A 21,372-nucleotide genomic window follows, 5' to 3' on the forward strand; every position below is an offset into this window, starting at 1 on the left:
CTGTCCGCCTCCCAGGCCAACCTGGAGCGCATCATCGACGGCGTTCTGGCGCAGATGCCCCCGGGCTTCGGCCTGACGATGGCGGCCGCCACCGCCACCGCCCTGCTCCTCGCCGGCACCACCGGTCCGCCGCAGGTGCCGGCGGGCGGCCGCCGGAGTGATGACACACCCATCATGACAGGTCAGAGGGCATTTTCGTAGGACGAACAGCACGTCGGGAAGACCTTGTTGGGGCCCCTGGCGAACTCGCAGAATCACCCTCATGAATCACTCCCCGAACGTCGATCACGAAGCCATCCTGCGAGCACGCGCGACGCTGCTCGGCTCCGGAACTGTCGGCCTTCACGAGGAGATCAGGGCGTACCGGGTGCTCGCCCACGTCGGCCCGCTGACGTATCTGCCGAAGCTGAGCCGTGCCCTGCTGGAGTTCGGCGAGAAGGAGTTCACGCACCAGCCCGAGATCCGCCTGAACCTGACCGCCGAAGCACTCGACGCCGCCCGCGCACTGGACGCGTCGGACCCGCAGCGGTCGGAGCTGCTGTCGAACGCGCTGGACGCCTACCGGCGTCAGCTGGAGGTACTCGGCCGGCCGGTCGACAGCCTCGCGATCGGCGAGGAGGGGGAGCGGCCTCAGCCGTAGTCGGGGTAGCCCCACTCCAGGTCGATGTCCGCCCCGGGCGCGACGGCGCGGACCGCGTCGGCGACGTCGCGCTCGAAGGCGGGGCTCCAGCGGGCGAAGCCCGAGATGCTCAGCGGGTGGCCGTCGGTCATCACCTTGACCCAGTGGGGGCTGCGGTAGACCGAGACGCTCACCTCCTTCTCGATCGAGTGCTCCCGCAGGACCGGTTCGAGGGCCGCCTCCACCGCGTCGGCCTCCTCCGCGGAGGCGAGATCGTTGATGTGGAGCGACAGGTCGATGTTCACGGACATGGACCGGACCCTACTGGGACGCACCGGCGCGGAACAACAGCGGTGCGGCGGAGGAACCCGGGTAGGTGTGCCGTGCACAGGATGTCCAGGGTGGGGCGTTCGCGGACGAGGGGGCAGGATGACAGCCGATCGGCGCAGACTGCGGTCGGGCACGGTGGTGCTGGGCGGCATGGGACTGCTGGCGGTGAGCCTCGTCGCGTGCTCGTCCTCGTCGGATCCCGACAAGCGGTGCGTGAACCCGACGACGTACAAGAAGGTGGACGACAAGGAGTGCCGTGACGGCGGCTCCGGCCGCTACTACTACGGCGGCTCGGTGCACAACGGCACCGTCTCCGGCGGCGGGTTCGACAAGTCGTCGGTCAAGCGCGGCGGCATCGGCCACGGCGGCTCCGACTCCGGTGGCGGCTGAGACGATGCGCGAGAGCACCGCCGGGAGCCGTCGATGAGACGCCACACCACCGCCCCACGCCCCGACTGGCAGAACATCGTCGAGCAGCAGGGCGTCATCTACCCCCTGACCCGGTACCCGGACGGTTCACTGCGTCCGTACTGGGACGAGAGCGCCTACTACTCCTTCACGCTGCCCGAGGTCGAAGCGCTCGAGGACGTCGTGGAGGAGCTGCACCGGCTCTGCCTCGACGCGGCGGCGTACATCGTCGAGCACGACCGCTTCGCCGACCTCGGCATCACCGACCGCCGGCTGACCGGGCTGATCGCCGAGTCCTGGCGCCGCCGCGCCGAACTGCCGTCCCTGTACGGGCGGTTCGACCTGCGGTACGGCGGGGTGGACGGCGGTCCCGCCAAGCTGCTGGAGTACAACGCCGACACCCCGACCTCACTGGTCGAGGCGGCCAGTGCCCAGTGGTTCTGGATGGAGGACCGCTTCCCCGGCGCCGACCAGTGGAACTCGCTGCACGAACGGCTGGTCGCCGCCTGGAAGCGGCAGGCGCCGCTGCTGGCCCCCGGCCCCGTGCACTTCGCGCACTCGGACGCCGACGAGCTGGGCGAGGACCTGATGACGGTCGCCTACCTGCGCGAGACGGCCGAGCAGGCGGGTCTCGCGACCGAGGCGCTGTCCGTCGAGCGGATCGGCTGGGACGAGCTGACGGGCCGGTTCGTGGACGAGCGGCTGGGGTTCATCCGCAGCTGCTTCAAGCTCTACCCGTGGGAGTGGCTGGTGGCCGACGAGTTCGGCCCGCAGGTCCTGGACACCCTCGACAACGGCGGTGGGACGGGCGCGACCTGCTGGATCGAACCGGCCTGGAAGATGCTGCTGTCGAACAAGGCGCTGCTGGCGATCCTGTGGGAGCGCAACCCCGGCCACCCCCACCTGCTGCCCGCGTACCTGGACGGGCCGCGCGAACTCGCCGACGGCCCCGGGTACGTGGTGAAGCCGCTGCTGGGCCGCGAGGGCGCGGGGGTCACCCTGCACGAGCCCGGCGCGCCGCCCGCCGTGCCCGACGGGCCGTCCTGCTACCAGGAGCTGGCGCCGCTGCCCGACTTCGACGGCAACCGCGTCGTGCTGGGCGCGTGGGTGGTGGAGGACGAGGCCGCCGGTCTGGGGATCCGCGAGTCGGCGGGACCCGTGACGGACGAGTACGCGCGCTTCGTGCCGCACATCATCGGCTGAGCACCGGCCCGGCGGCCGCCGCGTCCCAGCGGGCGCGGTCGGCGGCCGGCGCGTAGTGGCGCAGCGGCTGCGTGGCGCGCAGCAGGGAGCGGAGGGCGGGCAGGCCGCCGCCGACCACACCCGCCGCGCGCGCCTGCACCAGGACGTTGCCCAGCGCCGCCGCCTCGGCGGGGCCGGCCACCACCGGCAGGCCGCAGGCGTCCGCGGTCAGCTGGCAGAGCAGCTCGTTGCGGGCGCCGCCGCCGACGATGTGGACGACGTCGACGTGCCGTCCCGACAGGCGCTGGGCCTGCTCGATCGCGGCCCGGTGCGCCAGCGCGAGGGAGTCCAGGACGCAGCGCACCGTCTCGGCGGGGCCCTGCGGGACGGGGCCGCCGGCCCGGCGGCAGGCTTCGGCGATGCGCCGCGGCATGTCGTGCGGGGCGAGGAAGGCCGGGTCGGCGGCGTCCACGACGCAGCGCAGTGGCGGTGCCTGCGCCGCCCCGGCCAGCAGGCGGTCCAGGTCGTGCTCCAGGCCCGCGTCCCTCCAGGAGCGCAGGCACTCCTGCAGCAGCCACAGCCCCATGATGTTGCGCAGGTACCGGACGGTGCCGTCCACGCCCAGTTCGTTGGTGAAGTTCGCCGCGCGCGAGTCCTCCGTCAGGACGGGCGCGTCCAGTTCCACCCCGGCCAGCGACCAGGTACCACAGGAGATGTACGCGAAGCGGTCGGTGTCCGCGGGCACCGCGGCCACGGCGGACGCGGTGTCGTGCGAGCCGACCGTCACCACCGGCACGGGCCCGCGCAGCCCGGTCGCCTCCAGCACGTCCGGCAGCAGTTCCCCGGCGGGGTCGCCGGGGCGGCGCAGGGGCGCGAAGAGCGACAGGTCGATGCCCAGCCGCCCGGCCACCGCGTGGGCCCAGTCGCCGGTGCGCGGGTCCAGCAGCTGGGTGGTGGAGGCGTTGGTCAGCTCGGTGCCGGCCGTTCCGGTGAGCCAGTACGCCATCAGGTCGGGCATCAGCAGCAGCCGGTCCGCGGCTTCGAGCTGCGAGGTGCCGCGGGCCGCCACCAGCTGGTTGAGGGTGTTGAACGGTGCGTGCTGCACACCGGTGGCCGCGTACAGCTCACCCGGCGGCACCGTCCGCCCCACGCGCTCGGCGACGCCGTCGGTCCGGGGGTCGCGATAGTGGACGGGGTTGCCGAGCAGCGAGCCGTCGGCGGCCAGCAGCCCGTAGTCGACGGCCCAGGTGTCGATCCCGACGGACGCCACGGGACCGGCCGCCCGCAGCCCCTGGAGGATCCCGCGGTACAGCGCCAGCACGTCCCAGTGCAGGGTGCCGCCGACGCGCACCGGCTCGTTGGGGAAGCGGTGGACCTCCTCCAGGGCGACCGACCGCGCGGCCACCCGGCCGACGATGACGCGCCCGCTGGAGGCGCCGAGGTCGACGGCGGCGAAGGCACGGGGGGCACTCGGTGGCATGCGGGGCCTCACAGGAAGAGTTCGGAACGGGGAGCGCCGGCCGCCGCTACCGCAGGAAGGCCGCCGCCACGCCGGCGTCGACGGGGATGTGCAGTCCGGTGGTGTGCGTCAGGTCCCCGCCGGTCAGCGCGAAGACGGCGTTGGCCACGTGCTCGGGCAGCACCTCGCGCTTGAGGAGGGTGCGCTGGGCGTAGAACGCCCCGAGGTCCTCCTCGTTCACCCCGTACACGGCCGCGCGCTGCGCCCCCCAGCCGGCCGCGAAGATCCCCGAGCCCTGGACCACCCCGTCGGGGTTGATGCCGTTGACCCGGATGCCGTGCTCCCCCAGCTCCGCGGCGAGCAGCCGCACCTGGTGGGCCTGGTCGGCCTTGGTGGCGCCGTAGGCGATGTTGTTGGGGCCGGCGAAGACGCCGTTCTTGCTGGAGATGTAGACGATGTCACCGCCCAGACCCTGCTGGACCATGATCCGGGCGGCCTCCCGCGAGGTGAGGAACGACCCGCGCGCCATGATCGCGTGCTGCAGGTCCCAGTCCGCGGCCGTGGTCTCCAGCAGCGGTTTGGAGATGGAGATGCCCGCGTTGTTGACGACCAGGTCCACGCCGCCGAAGGCGAGGACCGCCGCGTCGAACGCCGCCTTGATCTGCTCCTCGCAGGTGACGTCGGCCGCCACCGCCACCGCCCGGTCCGCCCCGCCGAGCTCCTCGGCCACCGCCGCCGCACCGGCCGCGTTGATGTCGGCCACGACCACGCAGGCCCCCTCGGCGGCGAGCCGGTGGGCGATCGCCCGGCCGATGCCGGACCCGGCGCCGGTCACCAGCGCGACGCGGGTCGCCAGCGGCTGCGCGGGAGGCATCCGGCGCAGCTTCGCCTCCTCCAGCTCCCAGTACTCGATGCGGAACTTCTCGGCCTCCTCGATCGGCCGGTACGACGAGACCGCCTCGGCGCCGCGCATCACGTTGACGGCGTTGACGTAGAACTCCCCCGCGACGCGCGCGGTCTGCTTGTCCTTGCCGTAGGAGAACATCCCGACGCCCGGGACGAGGATGACCGCCGGGTCGGCGCCGCGCATCGGGGGCGAGTCGGCCGTCGCGTGCCGCGCGTAGTAGGCGGCGTACTCCTCGCGGTAGCCGGCGTGCAGCTCCCGCAGCCGCTCCACCGCCGTGTCGAGCGGGGTGTCGGCGGGCAGGTCCAGGACCAGCGGGCGGACCTTGGTGCGCAGGAAGTGGTCCGGGCAGGAGGTGCCCAGGGCGGCCAGCCGGGGGTGCTCGGCGCGGGCGAGGAAGTCCAGCACGGCCTCGGAGTCGTCGAAGTGGCCGACCTGCGGGCGGTCGGCGGAGGCCAGCGAGCGCAGCACCGGTGCCAGCGCGGCCGCCCTGGCCCGGCGCTCCGCCGGGGGCAGTGGCGCGTACCCGGGCAGCAGCGGCCCGAAGGGCTCGGCGCTGCCGCGCCGGTCGAGGAACTCGGCGGCCGTGCGGATGATGTCGAGGGAGTTGCGCTCGCATTCCTGCGAGGTCGCGCCCCAGGCGGTGATGCCGTGGCCGCCGAGCACGCACCCGATGGCCTGCGGGTGCGCCGCCTGGACGGCGGCGATGTCCAGGCCCAGTTGGAATCCCGGGCGCCGCCACGGCACCCAGGCCACCCGGTCGCCGAAGCACTCCTTGGTCAGCGCCTCGCCGTCGGCCGCGCAGGCGAGCGCGATACCGGAGTCCGGGTGCAGGTGGTCGACGTGCTCGGCGCCGACCAGGGCGTGCATCGCGGTGTCGATGGACGGCGCCGCCCCGCCCCTGCCGTGCAGGCAGTAGTCGAAGGCGGCCACCATCTCGTCCTCACGCTCGACACCCGGGTAGACGTCGACCAGGGCCCGCAGCCGGTCCAGCCGCAGCGCCGCCAGCCCGGACGCCTGCAGCGTGCCCAGGTCGCCCCCCGAGCCCTTGACCCACAGCAGCTCGGTGTCCTGCCCGGTCACCGGGTCGGTGGCGGTGCCCTTGGCGGAGGTGTTGCCGCCGGCGTAGTTGGTGTTGCGGGGGTCGGCGCCCAGCCGGTGGCTGCGCGCCAGCAGCTCCGCCGCCTGCGGGTGCAGTTCTGCGGTCATCGTTCAATCCCTTGCGCGTGGAAGCGGAGTGGTGGGCCGGCGGAGAGAGAGGGGTCGGCGGCGGGCGCGGTGGTGGGGGCGGTTACGCGCCCCAGCCCGCCTGCGTCCCGCCGACCCGCTCGGCGACGATCCGGTCGGCCCAGCCGGAGCGCTTGTAGGCGGCGATCGGGTCCGGGTCGATGCCCTGCTCCTCGCGGACCTCGCGCAGCAGCGGGCGGACGTCGGTGTTGTACGCGTCCATCAGGACGGCGTTCGCCTCCAGCACCTCGCCGGCCTGCTGGGCGGCGCGCAGCGCGGCCGCGTCGACCAACAGCGCCTTGGCGGTGGCCTCCTGCACGTTCATCACCGACCGGATGATCGCCGGGATCTTCGCCTCGATGTTGTGGCACTGGTCGAGCATGAACGCCACCCCGGTCGCGGGCGCCAGCCCGCCGCCGCGCACCACCTCGTACATGATCCGGAAGAGCTGGAAGGGGTCCGCCGCACCGGCCATCAGGTCGTCGTCGGCGTAGAAGCGCGAGTTGAAGTCGAAGCCGCCGAGCTTCCCCTCGCGCAGCAGCGTCGCCACGATGAACTCGATGTTGGTGCCGGGCGCGTGGTGGCCGGTGTCGACGACGACCTGCGCCCTGGGACCGAGCTTGAGGCAGTGGGCGTACGCGGTGCCCCAGTCCGGCACGTCGGTGGCGTAGAAGGCGGGCTCGAACAGCTTGTACTCCAGCAGCATCCGCTGGTCGTCGGCGAGGCGCTCGTAGACCTCGGTCAGCGCGTCGCCCAGGCGTCCCTGACGATCGGCGATATCGTCCTGTCCGGGGTAGTTCGTCCCGTCGGAGAACCAGAGCTTGAGGTCGCGTGACCCGGTGGCGTCCATGATGTCGACGCATTCCAGCAGGTGGTCGGTGGCCTTGCGCCGGATCTTGGGATCGGGGTGGGTGACCGAGCCGAGCTTGTAGTCGTCGTCCTGGAAGACATTGGAGTTGATCACCCCGAGGCGCACACCGCGCTCGGCCGCGTGGGCCGCCAGCGCCGGGTAGTCGTCGGTCCTGTCCCACGGGATGTGCAGCGCCACCGAGGGCGCGGCCGCGGTGAACTCGTGGACGCGCGCCGCGTCGTCGATCTTCTCCTGCGGGGTGCGGGGCACGCCCGCCTGCGCGAACACCTTGAAGCGGGTGCCGGAGTTGCCGTACGCCCAGGACGGCGTCTCGATGGACTGGGCCTTCAGCGCGGCCTTCACCGTGGACAGGTCGGTCATGTTCATCGCTCCCGCCATGAATCGTTTCACTGAGGGGAAGCTAGGTGCCCGGAGAGAGAGTGTCAACCTCCTGGTTACGGGAGTTGGACCAACCCGGGACACCGGAGCGGAAATCTTGAAACGAAACCATTGACGCGTCCTGTCGCACTGGCCTAACGTCCGTGCAACTCAGTTGAAACCTTTCATGTGAGGCCTCACCATGGACCAGTCGAAGCCCGCGGAACGGCCCGTCCTCGCACTGGAGGACACCAGCAAGTCCTTCGGTGCGGTCCGGGCTCTGCAGGGTGTGTCCCTGGCCCTGTTCGCCGGGGAGGCGCACGCACTCGCCGGCGAGAACGGGGCCGGGAAGTCCACGCTGATCAAAGTGCTCGCGGGAGTGCACCGCCCCGACGCCGGGCGGGTCCTGGTCGACGGCGAGCCCGTCACCTTCCACGGACCGTCCGACGCCCGCGACGCCGGCATCGCGGTCATCTACCAGGAACCGACGCTCTTCCCCGATCTCACCGTCGCCGAGAACATCTTCATGGGCCGTCAGCCGCGCCGCTCCCTGGGCCGGGTCGACCACCGGTCGGTCCGGGACGCGACCCGGGCCCTGATCGACCGGCTGGGGGTCGACCTCGACCCCGGCCAGCTCTGCCGCGGCCTGTCCATCGCCGACCAGCAGCTCGTCGAGATCGCCAAGGCGCTCTCCTTCGACGCCCGGGTCCTGATCATGGACGAGCCCACCGCGGCGCTGACCGGGGCCGAAGTGGCCCGCCTGTTCGGCGTGGTGCGCACGCTGCGCGAACAGGGCACCGCCGTGCTGTTCATCTCGCACCGGCTGGAGGAGATCTTCGCCCTCTGCCAGCGCGTCACCACCCTGCGGGACGGCCGGCTGATCTCCAGCGACCCGGTCGACGGCCTGACCGAGGACGACCTGGTGCGCCGGATGGTCGGCCGCGACCTCGACGAGCTCTACCCCAAACAGCCCGCCCGCATCGGCGAGACGGCCCTGGCCGTGCGCCGCCTCACCCGTGAGGGCGTCTTCACCGACGTCTCCTTCGACGTCCGCCGCGGCGAGATCGTCGCGCTGGCCGGTCTGGTGGGCGCCGGCCGCAGCGAGGTCGTGCGCGCCGTGTTCGGCGTCGACCGCGCCGACGCCGGCGAGGTGCACGTGTCCGGCACCCGGCTGCCCGCCGGCTCCCCCACCGCCGCGATGGCCGCCGGCGTCGCGCTCGTCCCCGAGGACCGGCGCCAGCAGGGCCTGGTGATGGAGCTGTCCATCGAACGGAACATCGGCCTGACCGGACTGGACCGGCTCGGCCGCGGCGGCCTCGTCCGCAGAACGCTGGAGCGCGGCCGGGCGAGCGACTGGGCGGTCCGGCTGCAGCTGAAGTACAACCGGCTCTCCGACCCGGTCGGCGTGCTCTCCGGCGGCAACCAGCAGAAGGTCGTCCTGGCCAAGTGGCTCGCCACCGAACCCGGGGTGCTGATCGTCGACGAGCCGACCCGGGGCATCGACATCGGCACCAAGGCCGAGGTCCACCGGCTGCTGTCCGCACTCGCCGCCGAGGGCCTCGCCGTCCTCATGGTCTCCTCCGACCTGCCGGAGGTGCTGGCCATGGCCGACCGGGTGCTGGTCATGCACGAAGGACGCATCACCGCGGAACTCCCGCGCGCCCTGGCCACCGAGGAATCGGTCATGGCCGCGGCCACCGGCCGCAACGGCGGAGAGAAGGCAGCCTGATGACAGCGACCGTGGAACAGCCCACCGCGCCGCCCGGAGCCCGCGGGGCGACCGCCCGCTCGCTCACCGAGACCGTCTTCCGGGCCCGGGAGATCAGCATCGCCGGGTGCCTGGTGCTGCTCGTCCTGGGCACCTGGGCGGCCAACCACCGCTTCCTGTCGGAGCAGGGCGTCAAGGACCTGCTCCTCAACGCGTCGATCCTGATCCTGCTGGCCGTCGGCCAGTCGGTCGTGGTCCTCACCCGCAACATCGACCTGTCGGTCGGCTCGGTGGTGGGGCTGTCCGCCTTCGCCTGCGGGAAGTTCGTCTCCGGCACCGACCACAACGTCGCCCTCGCCCTGCTGCTCGGCATCGGCGTCGGCGCGCTCTGCGGCCTCGTCAGCGGCCTGCTGGTCAGCTTCGGACGGGTGCCGGCGCTCGTGGTCACGCTCGGGATGCTCTACATCATCCAGGGCACCGACTACTGGTGGGCGCACGGCCAGCAGATCAACGCCGCCGACGTCCCCGCCTCCGTGCTCGACCTCGGCAGCGGCAGCGTCCTCGGCGTCCCGTACCTGGCCCTGATCGCCGTCGCCGTCCTCACCGCCGCCGCCTACTACCTGCGCTCCTACCGCAGCGGCCGGGAGCTGTACGCCATCGGCTCCAGCCCCGAGGCCGCCCGGCTGGCCGGCATCCCCATCCGCCGCCGGATCCTGGCCGCGTACGTCTTCTCCGGCGCGGTGGCGGGCTTCGCCGGCGCCCTGTGGCTGGCCCGCTTCGGCACCGTCGTCGCAGACAACGCCCACGGCTGGGAACTGACGGTCGTCAGCGCGGTGGTCGTCGGCGGTGTCGCCATCACCGGCGGCACCGGCAGCGTCTGGGGCGCGGCCCTGGGCGCGCTGCTGCTGACCACCGTCGGCAGCGTCCTGGTCGTCCTGAAGGTCGACTCCTTCTGGCAGAGCGCCATCACCGGAGCGCTGCTGCTCGCGGCCATCAGCGTCGACCGCATCGTGACCCTGCGCATGACCAGCGCCCTGAGGAAGAGGAACGCGCGCCATGTCCACCACGTCTGACCTGAGCCGGTTCCTGCGCTGGGACCTCGCCGTCGGCATCCTGCTGGTGGCCGTCTTCGCCACCGGCGCCCTCAGCACCGACGGGTTCGCCACCGCCGGCAACCTGTCCTTCGCCCTCAACGACATCGCCGAGGTCGCGATCATCGCGCTGCCGATGACGCTGCTGGTGGTGGCGGGCGAGATCGACCTGTCGGTCGCCTCCATGCTGGGCCTGGCCAGCGCGGTCAGCGGCAAGCTGTGGGAGTCGGGCTGGTCGTTCGAGACCATCGTCCCGGTGGTGCTGGCCATCGGCGTCCTCGGCGGCCTGCTCAACGGCTGGCTGGTCACCCGGGTCGGACTGCCCTCGCTGGCCGTCACCATCGGCACGCTGACGCTCTACCGGGGGCTGGCGTCGGTGGCGCTGGGCAGCAACGCGGTCACCGACTTCCCCGAGACGTACGCCCGGTGGACGTCGGACACCCACACCGTGCTGAGCTTCCTGCCCTACCCGTTCGCCCTGTTCATCGTGTTGGCGGCGGTCACCGGCGTCGTGCTGCACGCCACGGGCTTCGGCCGCTCCCTGTTCGCCACCGGCGCCCAGGAGGAGGCCACCTACTTCTCCGGCATCCGCGTCAAGCGGCTCAAGCTGCTGCTGTTCGTCCTCACCGGACTGCTGTCCGCCTTCGCGGGCATCGTCTTCACCCTGCGCTACGGCAGCGCCCGCGCCGACAACGGCCAGGGCTTCGAGATGCTGGTCATCGCCTCCGTGCTGCTGGGCGGCGTCGACTTCGACGGCGGCCGGGGCACCCTGTTCGGCGCCGTCGCCGGGGTGCTGCTGATCGGCCTGCTCAAGAACCTGCTCATCCTCAACGACGTCGCGAACGAGGTCCAGGTGATCGTCACCGGACTGCTGCTGGTGGCCTCGGTCCTGACCCCGCGGGTGATCGCCGCGGTCATCGAACGGCGCCACCGGCGCGCGGCCGCGGCCGTCTGACGGCACGCCACCCACCACCCCACCCGCAGGATCCCCCCGACGAAGGGCTTCGCCATGTCCCTCCCCACCCCCGCCACGGTGCGCGCGCTCACCGCGGTGACCGCCGTCTGCGCGCTCGCCCTGACCGCGACCGCCTGCGGTGGCACGACGAAGAAGTCCAGCTCCGACCAGGGCCCGGGCACCGCCTCGACGGCGTCCGCCGATCCCGCCGCCGCCCTGAAGAAGGGGCTGAAGCTCGCGTTCCTGCCCAAGCAGATCAACAACCCGTACGAGACCATCGTCGACAACTCCGGCATCGCGACGGCGAAGGAGATCGGCAGCACCGCCAAGGAGGTCGGGCCCTCCGACGCCAGCGCGTCCTCGCAGGTCTCCTACATCAACACGCTCATCCAGCAGCAGCAGGACGCCATCCTGCTGGCGGCCAACGACCCCAACGCGGTGTGCGGCCCGCTCAAGCAGGCGATGGCCAAGGGCATCAAGGTCGTGGCGTACGACTCCGACACCGCCAAGGAGTGCCGGCAGCTGTTCATCAACCAGGCGAGCTCCGAGCAGATCGGCCGCAGCCTGGTGCAGAACCTCGGCAAGCAGCTCAACTTCCAGGGCAAGATCGCGGTGCTGTCCGCCACCCAGAACGCCACGAACCAGAACACCTGGATCGAGTTCATGAAGAAGGAGCTGGCGCTGCCGGCGTACAAGGGGATGGAGCTGGTCAAGGTCGCCTACGGGGACGACGACGACCAGAAGTCGTTCCAGCAGACCCAGGGCCTGCTGCAGGCCTACCCGGACCTGAAGGGCATCATCGCCCCGACCACCGTCGGCATCGCGGCGTCCGCCCGCTACATCAGCTCCTCGTCCTACAAGGGCAAGGTCGTCGTCAACGGGCTGGGCACCCCGAACCAGATGCGCAAGTACGTCAAGGACGGCACCGTCGCGCAGTTCTCCCTGTGGGACCCCAAGAAGCTCGGCCGGCTCGCCGCGTACGCCGCGTCCGCGCTGTGCTCCGGCCAGATCACCGGCGCGCAGGGGCAGACGTTCAAGGCCGGCGACCTGGGCACCTTCACCGTCGGCAAGGACGGCGAGGTCATCCTCGGCAAGCCCACCGTCTTCGACGCGTCCAACATCGACGCCTTCGATTTCTGAGCGTGCCCCGCACTCCGGCCCGCCGCGTCCGCGCGGCGCGGCCGGCCGGCCCGCCACGCCGGCCCCACGAACGGAGACACCCGTCATGACCCGCACCCCCGCCACCGCGCGCAGGCCGAGGATCGGCCTCGTGGCGGGGGGACTGGGCGCCTACTGGCCCCAGTTCCCCGACCTGCTGCCGCAACTGCGCCGCTCCGCCGCCCGCGTCACCGAGCGCATGCGGGACTTCGACGCGGACGTCGTCGACGTCGGATTCATCTCGGACGCCCAGGAGGGCGCGGTGGCCGCGGAGAAGCTGCGCGCCGCGGGCTGCGACCTCATCGTCGGGTTCCTCACCACCTACATGACCGCCACCATGCTGGCGCCGGTGGCCCAGCGCTCCGGCGCCCCGGTCCTGCTGATCAACCTGCAGCCCACCGAGGCGATGGACCACGCCACGTTCGACACCGGCCAGTGGCTCGCGTACTGCGGCGCCTGCCCGCTGCCCGAGATGGCCAACTCCTTCGAACGCGCCGGAGTCCCGTTCCGCTCCGTCTCCGGCTACCTGGAGGACGAGCGGGCCTGGGCCCGCATCGGCCGCTGGATCCGGGCCGCGGGCGTGCGGTCGGTGCTGCGCAACGGACGGCACGGCCTGATGGGCCACCTCTACCCGGGCATGTACGACGTCTCCACGGACCTGGCCATGGTCTCCGGCAGCCTCGGCGGCCATGTGGAGGTGCTGGAGTTCGACGATCTGCGGGTGCGGGCGGAGGGCGCCACCGGCGCGGAGGTCGCCGCGAAACTCGCCGAGGCCCGCGCGACCTTCACCTTCGACGACTCCGTCGTCCCCGAGGACGTGGAGTGGGCGGCCCGGGTCGCGGCCGGACTCGACCGGCTGGTGGCCGACTTCGACCTCGACAGCCTCGCCTACTACCACCGGGGCCTGGACGGCGAGATCCACGAGCGGCTGGGCGCCGGCATGATCCTCGGCGCGTCCCTGCTCACCGCCCGCGGCATCCCGATGGCGGGCGAGTACGAGCTGCGCACCTCCCTGGCGATGCTGATCGCCGACCGGCTCGGCGCGGGCGGCTCCTTCACCGAGCTGCAGGCGCTGAACTTCAGGGACGGCGTGGTGGAGATGGGCCACGACGGGCCCGCCCACCTGGGCATCAGCGAGCGCCGGCCGCTCCTGCGCGGCCTCGGGGTCTTCCACGGCAAACGCGGCTGGGGCGTGTCCGTCGAGTTCGACGTGCGGCACGGCCCGGTGACCCTGGTCGGCCTCGGCCAGACCCGCGACGGCCGCTACCGGCTGATCGCCTCGCAGGGCGAGGTGGTGGGCGGCCCGCTGCTGCGGATCGGCAACACCACCTCCCGGGTGGACTTCGGCACCGACCCCGGCGAGTGGACCGACGCCTGGAGCGCCAGCGGTGTCGCCCACCACTGGGCCCTGGCCACCGGGCACATCGTGCCCGAGCTGCGCGCGGTGGCCGACCTCACGGGCCTGGACCTGGTCGAGGTCTGTTGACCGGCGACCGGTCGCCCGCTCGCGTGCCGGGAAACCGGGTCAGGCGCGGCACGGTCGGCATCAAGGACGTCGCCGAGCAGGCGGGCGTCTCGCTCGGCACGGTCTCCAACGTCCTCAACCGGCCCGACACGGTCGCGGAAGCCACCCGGCGGCGGGTGCTCGCGGTCATCGAGCGGCTCGGGTACGTGCGCAGCGAGACGGCCCGCCAGCTGCGGGCCGGACGCAGCCGGATGCTCGCGCTGCTGGTCCTGGACCTGGCCAACCCCTTCTTCTCCGAGCTGGCCAGGGGAGCCCAGCAGGCCGCCCGGGAGGCGGGCCTGGCCGTCATGGTGTGCACCAGCGCGGGCGACCCGGCGCAGGAGGCGCGGTACCTGGACATGTTCGCCGAGCAGCGGGTGCGCGGGGTGCTGGTCACCCCGACCGACGCCACCCGTCCCCATCTGCGGGCGCTGCGGAGCCGGGGCATATCCTTCGTCGTCGCCGACCGGGCCTGGTCCGGCGACGAGGCGTGCTCGGTCTCCGTCGACGACGTGGAGGGCGGCCGGCTCGCCGTGCGGCATCTGCTCGCCGCGGGCCACCGGCGCATCGCCTACGTCAGCGGCTCCCCGCACCTGGCGCAGTCCCGCGACCGGCACCGGGGCGCGCTGGACGCGCTCGACGAGGCACGGGTCGCCCGGGAGCAGCTGACGGTGCTCGAGGCGCGGCGCTTCGACGTCGCCTCCGGCCGGGAGGCCGGCGCCCGGCTGGTGGCCGCCGCGGACCGCCCGACCGCCGTGTTCTGCGCCAACGACCTGCTGGCCCTGGGCGTGCTGCAGACACTGTTCGCGGCCGGGGTCCGGGTGCCGGACGACATCGCGCTCGTCGGCTACGACGACATCGAGTTCGCCGCGGGCGCCGCCGTCCCGCTCACCTCGGTGCGGCAGCCCTCGTTCCGCATCGGCCGCACGGCCGCGGAACTGCTGATCGAGGAGACGGACGGGCGCCCGGACGCGCACCCGCACCGGCAGATCGTCTTCCGGCCGGAGCTGGTCGTCAGAACGTCCTCGCTGGGCGCCCGCCCCGGGGCCTGATGTGCGTAGCATGAGACCGCGGCCGCACAGAGCCGCGGGAGACGGTGGTTCGGAGCACGTGGCGCGCATGATGGGCATCAAGGACGTCGCACGGCAGGCCGGAGTCTCCGTCGGCACCGTGTCGAACGTGATCAACCGGCCGGACATGGTCTCCGAGCAGACCCGCATCCGGGTGCTCGAGGTCATAGACCAACTCGGCTACGTGCGCAGCGAGTCGGCCCGCCAGCTGCGGGCCGGCCACAGCCGGATCATCGCCCTGCTCGTGCTGGACATGGCCAACCCCTTCTTCGTCGACGTGGCCTCGGGCGCCGAGCGCGCCGCCCGCGAGGCGGGGCTCGGCGTGATGCTCTGCAACAGCGCCGGCAGCGCGACCGAGGAGGCCGAGTACCTGGGGCTGTTCGCCGAGCACCGGGTGCGCGGGGTGCTCGTCACACCCGCCGACACCACCGGGCGGAACCTCGACTCCTTCCGCCGCCACGACATCCCCTTCGTCTTCGTCGACCGGGTGGTGCCCAGCGCGTCGGCGTGCTCGGTGTCGGTCGACGACATCGCCGGCGGGCGACTGGCCGCCGGCCACCTGCTGGACCAGGGGCACCGGCGGCTGGTCTACGTCAGCGGTCCGATGCACCTGACGCAGTGCCGCGACCGGCGGACCGGGGCGCTGGAGGCGCTGGCCGCGGCGGGGCTGGCGCCGGAGGCGCTGTCGCACATCGAGACGGACCGGCTGGACGTCGCGGCGGGGCGGGACGCGGGCGCCCGACTGCTGGGGATGGCGGGCCGGCCCACCGCGGTGTTCTGCGCGAACGACCTGCTCGCGCTCGGCGTGCTGCAGGCGCTGTACGCGGCGGGGGTCGCCGTGCCGCAGGAGCTCGCCCTCGTCGGCTACGACGACATCGAGTTCGCGGCGGCCGCCGCGGTGCCGCTGACCTCGGTGCGCCAGCCCGCCCACCGCATGGGCCGCACCGCCGCCGAGCTGCTCATCGCGGAGACCGGCGACCGCGCGGGCGAGCACCGGCACCAGCAGATCGTGCTGCAGCCGGAGCTGGTGGTCCGGGGCTCCACGCTGGGCCGGCAGCGCCCCGCGGCCGGCGCCGACACGGCTTCGGCGTAGCCACACCTGAGGGAGGGGGGTCTGACAGACCTACCCTCGGGGGCCCGGGAACGCTCCGACCGCGTCGATACTTGAGTCATGGGTCTGGACCACAATGTCGAACTGGGCGAGTTCCTCCGCTCCCGCAGGGCCCGTCTGGGCCCCGGGGACGCGGGGGTCGCCGTCAACGGATCCGCCCGCCGTGTGCCCGGCCTGCGCCGGGAGGAGCTGGCCCGGCTGGCCGGCGTCAGCACCGACTACTACGCGCGGCTGGAGCAGGGGCGGCACCGCAACGTGTCCGGGAGCGTCCTGGACTCCGTCTCCCGCGCCCTGCGGCTCAACGAGGTGGAGCACCTCTACCTGATACAGCTCGCCCGGCCGCAGCCGCGCGCCGCACGGCCGGCGACCCGGCCGCAGCGGGTACGGCCGGGGCTGCACCGGATGCTGGAGACGCTGGACGGCATGACGCCGGCGTTCATCGTCGGCCGCGGGATGCAGGTGCTGGCCAGCAACCGGCTGGCGCGCTCGCTGATCTCCGACTTCGAGGCGCTGCCGCACCGCGAGCGGAACCTGGCCCGGTTCATCTTCCTCGACGAGTCCGCCCGCCAGCTGTACCCGGACTGGCGGCAGATCGCCGCGGAGACCGCGGCGGTGCTGCGGCTCGACGCGGGACGCAACTGCGAGGACCGGTCCTTCTGCGAGCTGATCGGGGAGCTGGCGGTCAAGAGCGAGGAGTTCCGCACGGCCTGGGCGGCGCACGATGTGAGCCGCCGCACGCACGGGACCAAGCGCTACCGCCACCCCCAGGTCGGGGAGATCACCGTCTCCTACGAGGCCCTCTCCCCGCCGGGCGACGCGGACCAGACCCTTTTCGTCTACACCACCGAGTCGGGGTCGCCCTCCGAGACCGCGCTGCAGCTGCTGGCGAACCTCACGGCACCCCTGACCGCATCGAATCCGGCCGCGACACGGCCGACACCTGCCGATCCCGACGATCTTCTGGAGATCCACGCACGATGACGACCACCGTTACCGCCTACGCCGCCGCCTCCGCCAAGGCTCCGCTGGAGCGCACCACCATCCCCCGCCGCGCCGTCCGCGAGCACGACGTGCTGATCGACATCAAGTTCGCCGGCATCTGCCACTCCGACATCCACCAGGTCCGCGACGAGTGGGGCGGCGCGAAGTTCCCCATGGTGCCGGGTCACGAGATCGCCGGCATCGTCACCGAGGTCGGCTCGGGCGTCACGAAGCACGCCGTCGGCGACCGGGTCGGCGTGGGCTGCTTCGTGGACTCCTGCCGCGAGTGCGAGAACTGCCGGAACGGTGACGAGCAGTACTGCCTCAAGGGCGGCACGGGCACCTACAACGCCATCGGCACGGACGGCGAGCCCACCTACGGCGGCTACAGCACCCACGTCGTGGTGGACGAGCACTTCGTCCTGCGCATCCCGGAGGGTGTCGAGCTCGATGTCGCCGCCCCGCTGCTGTGCGCCGGCATCACCCTGTACTCGCCGCTGAAGCACTGGAACGCGGGTCCCGGCAAGAAGGTCGCGATCGTCGGTATGGGCGGCCTCGGCCACATGGGCGTCAAGATCGCGGCGGCCCTCGGCGCCGAGGTCACCGTCCTGAGCCAGAGCCTGCGCAAGCAGGACGACGCCAAGCGGTTCGGCGCCGAGCACTACTTCGCCACCAGTGACGAGGCCACGTTCCAGCAGTTGGCCGGGCACTTCGACCTGATCGTGAACACCGTCTCGGCCAACCTGGACCTGGACGCGTACCTGGGGCTGCTGCGGGTGGACGGCACCCTGGTCAACGTCGGCGCGCCCGAGCACCCCGTCTCGCTGAATGTCTTCTCGCTGATCGGGGGCCGGCGCAGCCTGGCCGGCTCGATGATCGGCGGCATCCGCGAGACCCAGGAGATGCTGGACTTCTGCGCGGAGCACGGCCTGGGCGCGGAGATCGAGCTGATCTCGGCCGACCGGATCAACGAGGCGTACGACCGTGTCGTGGAAAGTGACGTGCGCTACCGCTTCGTCATCGACACCGCCACCATCTGACGGCGGCCCCCCGGCCGCCGAAAGGCCCTGCCCTCCCGCGGAAGCGGGACGGCGGGGCCTTCGTCGTCGGTGCGCGGGTGAGTACCGCGCTCAGCGCTTCGCGTACTCCGCTTCCCGGACCTCCCGGCGCTCCCGGGCCTCGCGGCCTTCGCGGCCTTCGCGGACGGCGGTCCCGCGTGCGGCGGGGGCACTGCCGCCGACCACGACGGACACCTGGGTCACAGCCGTGCGGCGCGGTATGGCCAGGCCCGCCAGGGCGAGCGCGCCGAGCACCATCACGGCGATCCCGTACTCGCGGGTGGTGGTCAGCAGTCCCCCGCCGTGCACGACGAGGTAGCCGCCGATGACCGCGGGCAGCCCCATGGCCAGGTAGGACAGCACGTAGATGGTGGACAGCAGCCCGGACCGCTCGTGCGGGGCGGCCAGCGGGACGATGGTGCGGATCGCGCCCTGGAAGCCGCCGCCGAAGCCGACGCCCGCGACGACGGTGCCGAGGAAGAAGGCGGCCGTCGCGTTGTGGTCGACGGCGAGCAGGGTGGTGCCGACACCCGCGATGAGGGCGACGGTGCCGAGCAGCATCACCCGGGCCGGAGCGACGTCGCGCAGCAGCAGCACGGCGATCGCGCCGCTGCCGGCGAGGGTGAACAGCGCCAGGCCGCCGAGGAGCAGGGAGTCGGAGCCGACCACGCCGCGGACGACCGCCGGGATGACGGAGCCGTAGAGCCCGGCCAGCGCCCAGACCGCGATCAGGACGGGGGCGGCCACCAGCAGCGGTCCGCGGGCCGCCTTCGGGACGCCGAAGCGGGGGCGCAGCGAGGCGAGCGCACCGGGCTTGGGAGCCGACGTCTCCCGCATGAGGGCGACGCCGACGCCCTGCAGGACGAACACGGCGAGCAGGGCCACGTAGACGAGGTGGGTGGGTTCGGGCAGGAACTGCACCAGCAGCCCGGAGGCCAGCGCGCCGGTGGCGGTGCCGGTCATGGGGGCGATGGCGTTGGCGATGGTGCCCTTGGCCCGGTCGAGGTCGAGCATGCCCGCGCCGACCGCGCCGACGGCCGCGCCGGTCGACAGCCCCTGGACGATCCGGGCGATCATCAGCTCGGGCACACCGCCCGCCGTGGTGAGCACGACCATTGCGACGGCCTGCAGCGCGAGCGCCGCGAGCAGCACCGGACGGCGTCCGATGTGGTCCGACAGCGAGCCGACGGTGAGCAGCGCGGCGAGCACGGCGAGGGCGTAGATGCCGAAGACCATGGTCGTGGTGATCGGCGAGAAGCCCCATTCGCCCTGGTAGACGGCGTAGAGCGGGGTGGGGGCGCTGGAGGCGGCGAGGAAGGCCACCACGATGGACGCCTGGAGGTGGAAGGCGGCCCCCGGGCCGAGCCGCCGGCTGCGGCGGACGAACGGGTCGGTCACGGGAAACGTCGGCGGCAAGGACATCGAAGGGCTTCTTTCGCCTAGCGGGCGCCAGTCCGAGCAGACCGGTCTGTCTAGTGGCTTCAAAGTAGACAGACCTGTCTGGTACTGTCAAGTCATGGCTACGAAAGCGATCGCCGACCCGCCCGCCGCGGCGGGGCGCCCCACCGCACGAGAGCGCCTGCTGGCCGCCGCCAACGAGCTCTTCTACGAGGAGGGCATCCATGTCGTCGGCATCGACCGGGTGATCGAGCGCGCCGGGGTCGCGAAAGCGACCCTCTACAGCGCGTACGGGAACAAGGACGGGCTGATCAGCGCCTACCTGGCGGGCCGGCACGAGATCCGGCGCCGCCGGGTGACCACGGCCGTCGCCCGCCACGACGCGCCCCGCGAGAAGCTGCTCGCCGTCTTCGACGCCCTGGGCGAGGCCTTCGCCGACCCGAACTACCGCGGCTGCGCCTTCCTCAACGCCAGCGCGGAGTCCAGCCCGGACAGCCCCGCCGTCCAGGCCGCCGACGCCATCCGGAGCTGGGTCCGCACCCTGTTCACCGACTTGGCCCGGGATGCCGGCGTGCCCGACCCGGAACAGCTGGCGGCCCGGCTGGTGCTGCTCTACGACGGGGCGGGCGTCGTCGCCCGGATGGACCGCGACCCCGGCGCCGCCGCCACGGCGAAGACGGTCGCCGCGCTGCTCATCGACGCGGCGCTCGCCGGCGCGGCCGCCACCGGCTGAGGGGCGGCCCCCGTCGGAGGTCCGCCCCTCAGCCGTCCGCGCGCGACGCGCGCGCCCGGGGATCAGCCGATCTGCGCGCCGTACTGGGCCAGGGCGGCCGTCACCGGCTGGAAGAACGTCTCCCCGCCGCTGGTGCAGTCACCGCTGCCGCCGGAGGTCAGACCCACCGCGGTGTCGCCCGAGAAGAGCGCGCCGCCGCTGTCACCGGGCTCCGCGCAGACGTCGGTCTGGATCAGTCCGGTGACCGACCCCTCCTCGTAGTTGACGGTGGCGTCGAGTCCGGTGACGGTCCCGCCGTGCAGCTGGGTGGTGCTGCCGCTGCGCTGCACCACCTGGCCGACCGCCGGATCGCCCGCCCGGGTGATCGCCTGCGTGCTGCCGTTGTACAGGTCGACGGAGCTCGGGTGGGCCGCCGTGGCGTCGGTGTACTTGACCAGCGCGAAGTCATGACCGGGGAAGGTGGCGGCCTCGACGCTGCCGATCTGTGGGCCGCCGGACGTGCCCGACCAGCTCTTGAACGCCACACCGCAGTGGCCGGCGGTCAGGAAGTAGGGCTGGCCGTCCTTGACCACGTTGAAGCCCAGCGAGCAGCGGGCTCCGTCGGCGAAGATCGCGTCCCCGCCCGCGACGAACGGGGTGAAGCGACCCGCCGAGCGCCGCAGCCGCGCGGTGGAGCCGAGCGCCGTGACGCTCCGGGTGAGGCGGTCGAGCTGCGCACCCCGCACGGTGCGGTCGGCGGTGACCACCAGCTGGTTGATGCGGGGGTCGATGGACCACGCGGTGCCCGGGATGCGGGGCCGGTCGCGCAGGCTCTGGGCCGAACGGCGCAACTCGGCCAGGGTGTGCGTGACGGTCCTGGGGACCGCGCCCGCCTCCTGCACCTTCCGGTCGGCGGTGGCGTCCAGCACGTTGACGACGAGCTGCCGGCTCTTCGTGTCGTAGTACGAGCCCGCGGTGCGGTCACCCAGTCGGGAGGTGAGGTCACTCGCGAGCCGGGCCGCGGCGGCGGGGGCCAGCGCACGGGGGGAAGGTGCGGTCGGCTGGGCGGCGTTGGCGTGCGGAAGGAGAACGCCCGCGGCGACTACGGCGGCGGCGCTCGACCCGGCGATCGCGAGACGACGCCTTGATATCCGACGGTGCTTCAACTCAGTGCCTCCTGTGGGGGGTGGACCCGGCAACCGGCACCGGGCCCGCAGGATGTGCGGTCACGAACGGGCGGAGCAGCAAGAATCGCTCGTCCGTGCCCGT

Annotated in this window: 20 protein-coding genes; 14 read left to right on the plus strand and 6 right to left on the minus strand. The window is 72.6% G+C overall.

Translation table 11 applies throughout. The annotated features are described in order from the left end of the window. On the plus strand, window positions 1-201 hold a 201-nt coding region (locus ABZ721_RS26255), incomplete at its 5' end, for a hypothetical protein (protein ID WP_358791159.1). Window positions 202-262: 61 nt separating this feature from the next. Then, the gene (locus ABZ721_RS26260; RefSeq protein WP_358791160.1) at window positions 263-640 is read left to right on the plus strand and encodes a hypothetical protein; all 378 of its coding nucleotides are present in this window, start codon (window positions 263-265) and stop codon (window positions 638-640) included. Here the strand turns inward: ABZ721_RS26260 and ABZ721_RS26265 are convergent. Then, window positions 631-930: a hypothetical protein gene (locus ABZ721_RS26265; protein ID WP_358791161.1), complete on the minus strand. Its 300-nt coding sequence runs from the start codon at window positions 928-930 to the stop codon at window positions 631-633. The two genes, ABZ721_RS26260 and ABZ721_RS26265, sit on opposite strands and share 10 nt — an antisense overlap. Before the next feature lie 118 nt (window positions 931-1,048). On the opposite strand from ABZ721_RS26265, the gene ABZ721_RS26270 reads away from it, so the two are divergent. Then, window positions 1,049-1,339: a hypothetical protein gene (locus tag ABZ721_RS26270; RefSeq protein ID WP_358791162.1), complete on the plus strand. Its 291-nt coding sequence runs from the start codon at window positions 1,049-1,051 to the stop codon at window positions 1,337-1,339. Between the two features lie 33 nt (window positions 1,340-1,372). Beyond that, complete coding sequence (locus tag ABZ721_RS26275; RefSeq protein WP_358791163.1) at window positions 1,373-2,560, plus strand: glutathionylspermidine synthase family protein; 1,188 nt, start codon at window positions 1,373-1,375, stop codon at window positions 2,558-2,560. Here ABZ721_RS26275 and ABZ721_RS26280 read toward each other — a convergent pair. The 3 genes from ABZ721_RS26280 to rhaI form a co-directional block, all read right to left on the minus strand. Beyond that, window positions 2,550-4,019: a rhamnulokinase family protein gene (locus ABZ721_RS26280; RefSeq protein WP_358791164.1), complete on the minus strand. Its 1,470-nt coding sequence runs from the start codon at window positions 4,017-4,019 to the stop codon at window positions 2,550-2,552. The genes ABZ721_RS26275 and ABZ721_RS26280 overlap by 11 nt on opposite strands. A gap of 46 nt (window positions 4,020-4,065) precedes the next feature. Further along, the gene (locus tag ABZ721_RS26285; protein ID WP_358791165.1) at window positions 4,066-6,111 is read right to left on the minus strand and encodes a bifunctional aldolase/short-chain dehydrogenase; all 2,046 of its coding nucleotides are present in this window, start codon (window positions 6,109-6,111) and stop codon (window positions 4,066-4,068) included. A gap of 82 nt (window positions 6,112-6,193) precedes the next feature. Next, window positions 6,194-7,360 (minus strand): L-rhamnose isomerase, encoded by a 1,167-nt coding sequence (rhaI, locus tag ABZ721_RS26290; protein WP_358791265.1) that lies wholly within the window; start codon window positions 7,358-7,360, stop codon window positions 6,194-6,196. 199 nt (window positions 7,361-7,559) lie between these two features. Between rhaI and ABZ721_RS26295 the strand changes: the two genes are divergently transcribed. The 9 genes from ABZ721_RS26295 (at window position 7,560) to ABZ721_RS26335 (ending at window position 17,975) form a co-directional block, all read left to right on the plus strand. After that, complete coding sequence (locus tag ABZ721_RS26295; RefSeq protein WP_358791166.1) at window positions 7,560-9,086, plus strand: sugar ABC transporter ATP-binding protein; 1,527 nt, start codon at window positions 7,560-7,562, stop codon at window positions 9,084-9,086. Beyond that, window positions 9,086-10,138 carry an ABC transporter permease gene (locus tag ABZ721_RS26300; RefSeq protein ID WP_358791167.1) on the plus strand — a complete coding sequence of 351 codons (1,053 nt, stop codon included), beginning with the start codon at window positions 9,086-9,088 and terminating at the stop codon, window positions 10,136-10,138. The genes ABZ721_RS26295 and ABZ721_RS26300 overlap by 1 nt, the downstream gene beginning before the upstream one ends. Further along, window positions 10,122-11,111: an ABC transporter permease gene (locus ABZ721_RS26305; protein ID WP_358791168.1), complete on the plus strand. Its 990-nt coding sequence runs from the start codon at window positions 10,122-10,124 to the stop codon at window positions 11,109-11,111. Before ABZ721_RS26300 ends, ABZ721_RS26305 begins: the two co-directional genes overlap by 17 nt. Before the next feature lie 54 nt (window positions 11,112-11,165). Then, window positions 11,166-12,251, plus strand: a complete 1,086-nt coding sequence (gene rhaS, locus ABZ721_RS26310; protein WP_358791169.1) for a rhamnose ABC transporter substrate-binding protein — start codon at window positions 11,166-11,168, stop codon at window positions 12,249-12,251. An 85-nt stretch (window positions 12,252-12,336) separates the two neighbouring features. After that, window positions 12,337-13,755 carry an L-fucose/L-arabinose isomerase family protein gene (locus ABZ721_RS26315; RefSeq protein WP_358791170.1) on the plus strand — a complete coding sequence of 473 codons (1,419 nt, stop codon included), beginning with the start codon at window positions 12,337-12,339 and terminating at the stop codon, window positions 13,753-13,755. Window positions 13,756-13,778: 23 nt separating this feature from the next. Further along, window positions 13,779-14,825 carry a LacI family DNA-binding transcriptional regulator gene (locus ABZ721_RS26320; protein WP_358791171.1) on the plus strand — a complete coding sequence of 349 codons (1,047 nt, stop codon included), beginning with the start codon at window positions 13,779-13,781 and terminating at the stop codon, window positions 14,823-14,825. Between the two features lie 67 nt (window positions 14,826-14,892). After that, window positions 14,893-15,936: a LacI family DNA-binding transcriptional regulator gene (locus ABZ721_RS26325; RefSeq protein ID WP_358791266.1), complete on the plus strand. Its 1,044-nt coding sequence runs from the start codon at window positions 14,893-14,895 to the stop codon at window positions 15,934-15,936. Window positions 15,937-16,014: 78 nt separating this feature from the next. Continuing rightward, window positions 16,015-16,935, plus strand: coding sequence for a helix-turn-helix transcriptional regulator (locus ABZ721_RS26330; protein WP_358791172.1), 921 nt, complete (start codon window positions 16,015-16,017; stop codon window positions 16,933-16,935). Then, complete coding sequence (locus ABZ721_RS26335; protein WP_358791173.1) at window positions 16,932-17,975, plus strand: NAD(P)-dependent alcohol dehydrogenase; 1,044 nt, start codon at window positions 16,932-16,934, stop codon at window positions 17,973-17,975. The genes ABZ721_RS26330 and ABZ721_RS26335 overlap by 4 nt, the downstream gene beginning before the upstream one ends. A gap of 90 nt (window positions 17,976-18,065) precedes the next feature. Here ABZ721_RS26335 and ABZ721_RS26340 read toward each other — a convergent pair whose 3' ends face one another. Continuing rightward, a complete protein-coding gene (locus tag ABZ721_RS26340) occupies window positions 18,066-19,415 on the minus strand; it encodes an MFS transporter (protein ID WP_358791174.1) in 1,350 nt (449 codons plus the stop codon). 94 nt (window positions 19,416-19,509) lie between these two features. Here ABZ721_RS26340 and ABZ721_RS26345 point away from each other — a divergent pair, with 94 nt between their 5' ends. Next, window positions 19,510-20,124 carry a TetR/AcrR family transcriptional regulator gene (locus ABZ721_RS26345; RefSeq protein WP_358791175.1) on the plus strand — a complete coding sequence of 205 codons (615 nt, stop codon included), beginning with the start codon at window positions 19,510-19,512 and terminating at the stop codon, window positions 20,122-20,124. A 62-nt stretch (window positions 20,125-20,186) separates the two neighbouring features. On the opposite strand, the gene ABZ721_RS26350 is transcribed toward ABZ721_RS26345, so the two are convergent. Then, a complete protein-coding gene (locus tag ABZ721_RS26350; RefSeq protein ID WP_358791176.1) occupies window positions 20,187-21,269 on the minus strand; it encodes a S1 family peptidase in 1,083 nt (360 codons plus the stop codon). Window positions 21,270-21,372 lie beyond the last annotated feature (103 nt).

Source organism: Streptomyces sp. NPDC006733, from assembly GCF_040636125.1.
Lineage (GTDB): Bacteria > Actinomycetota > Actinomycetes > Streptomycetales > Streptomycetaceae > Actinacidiphila.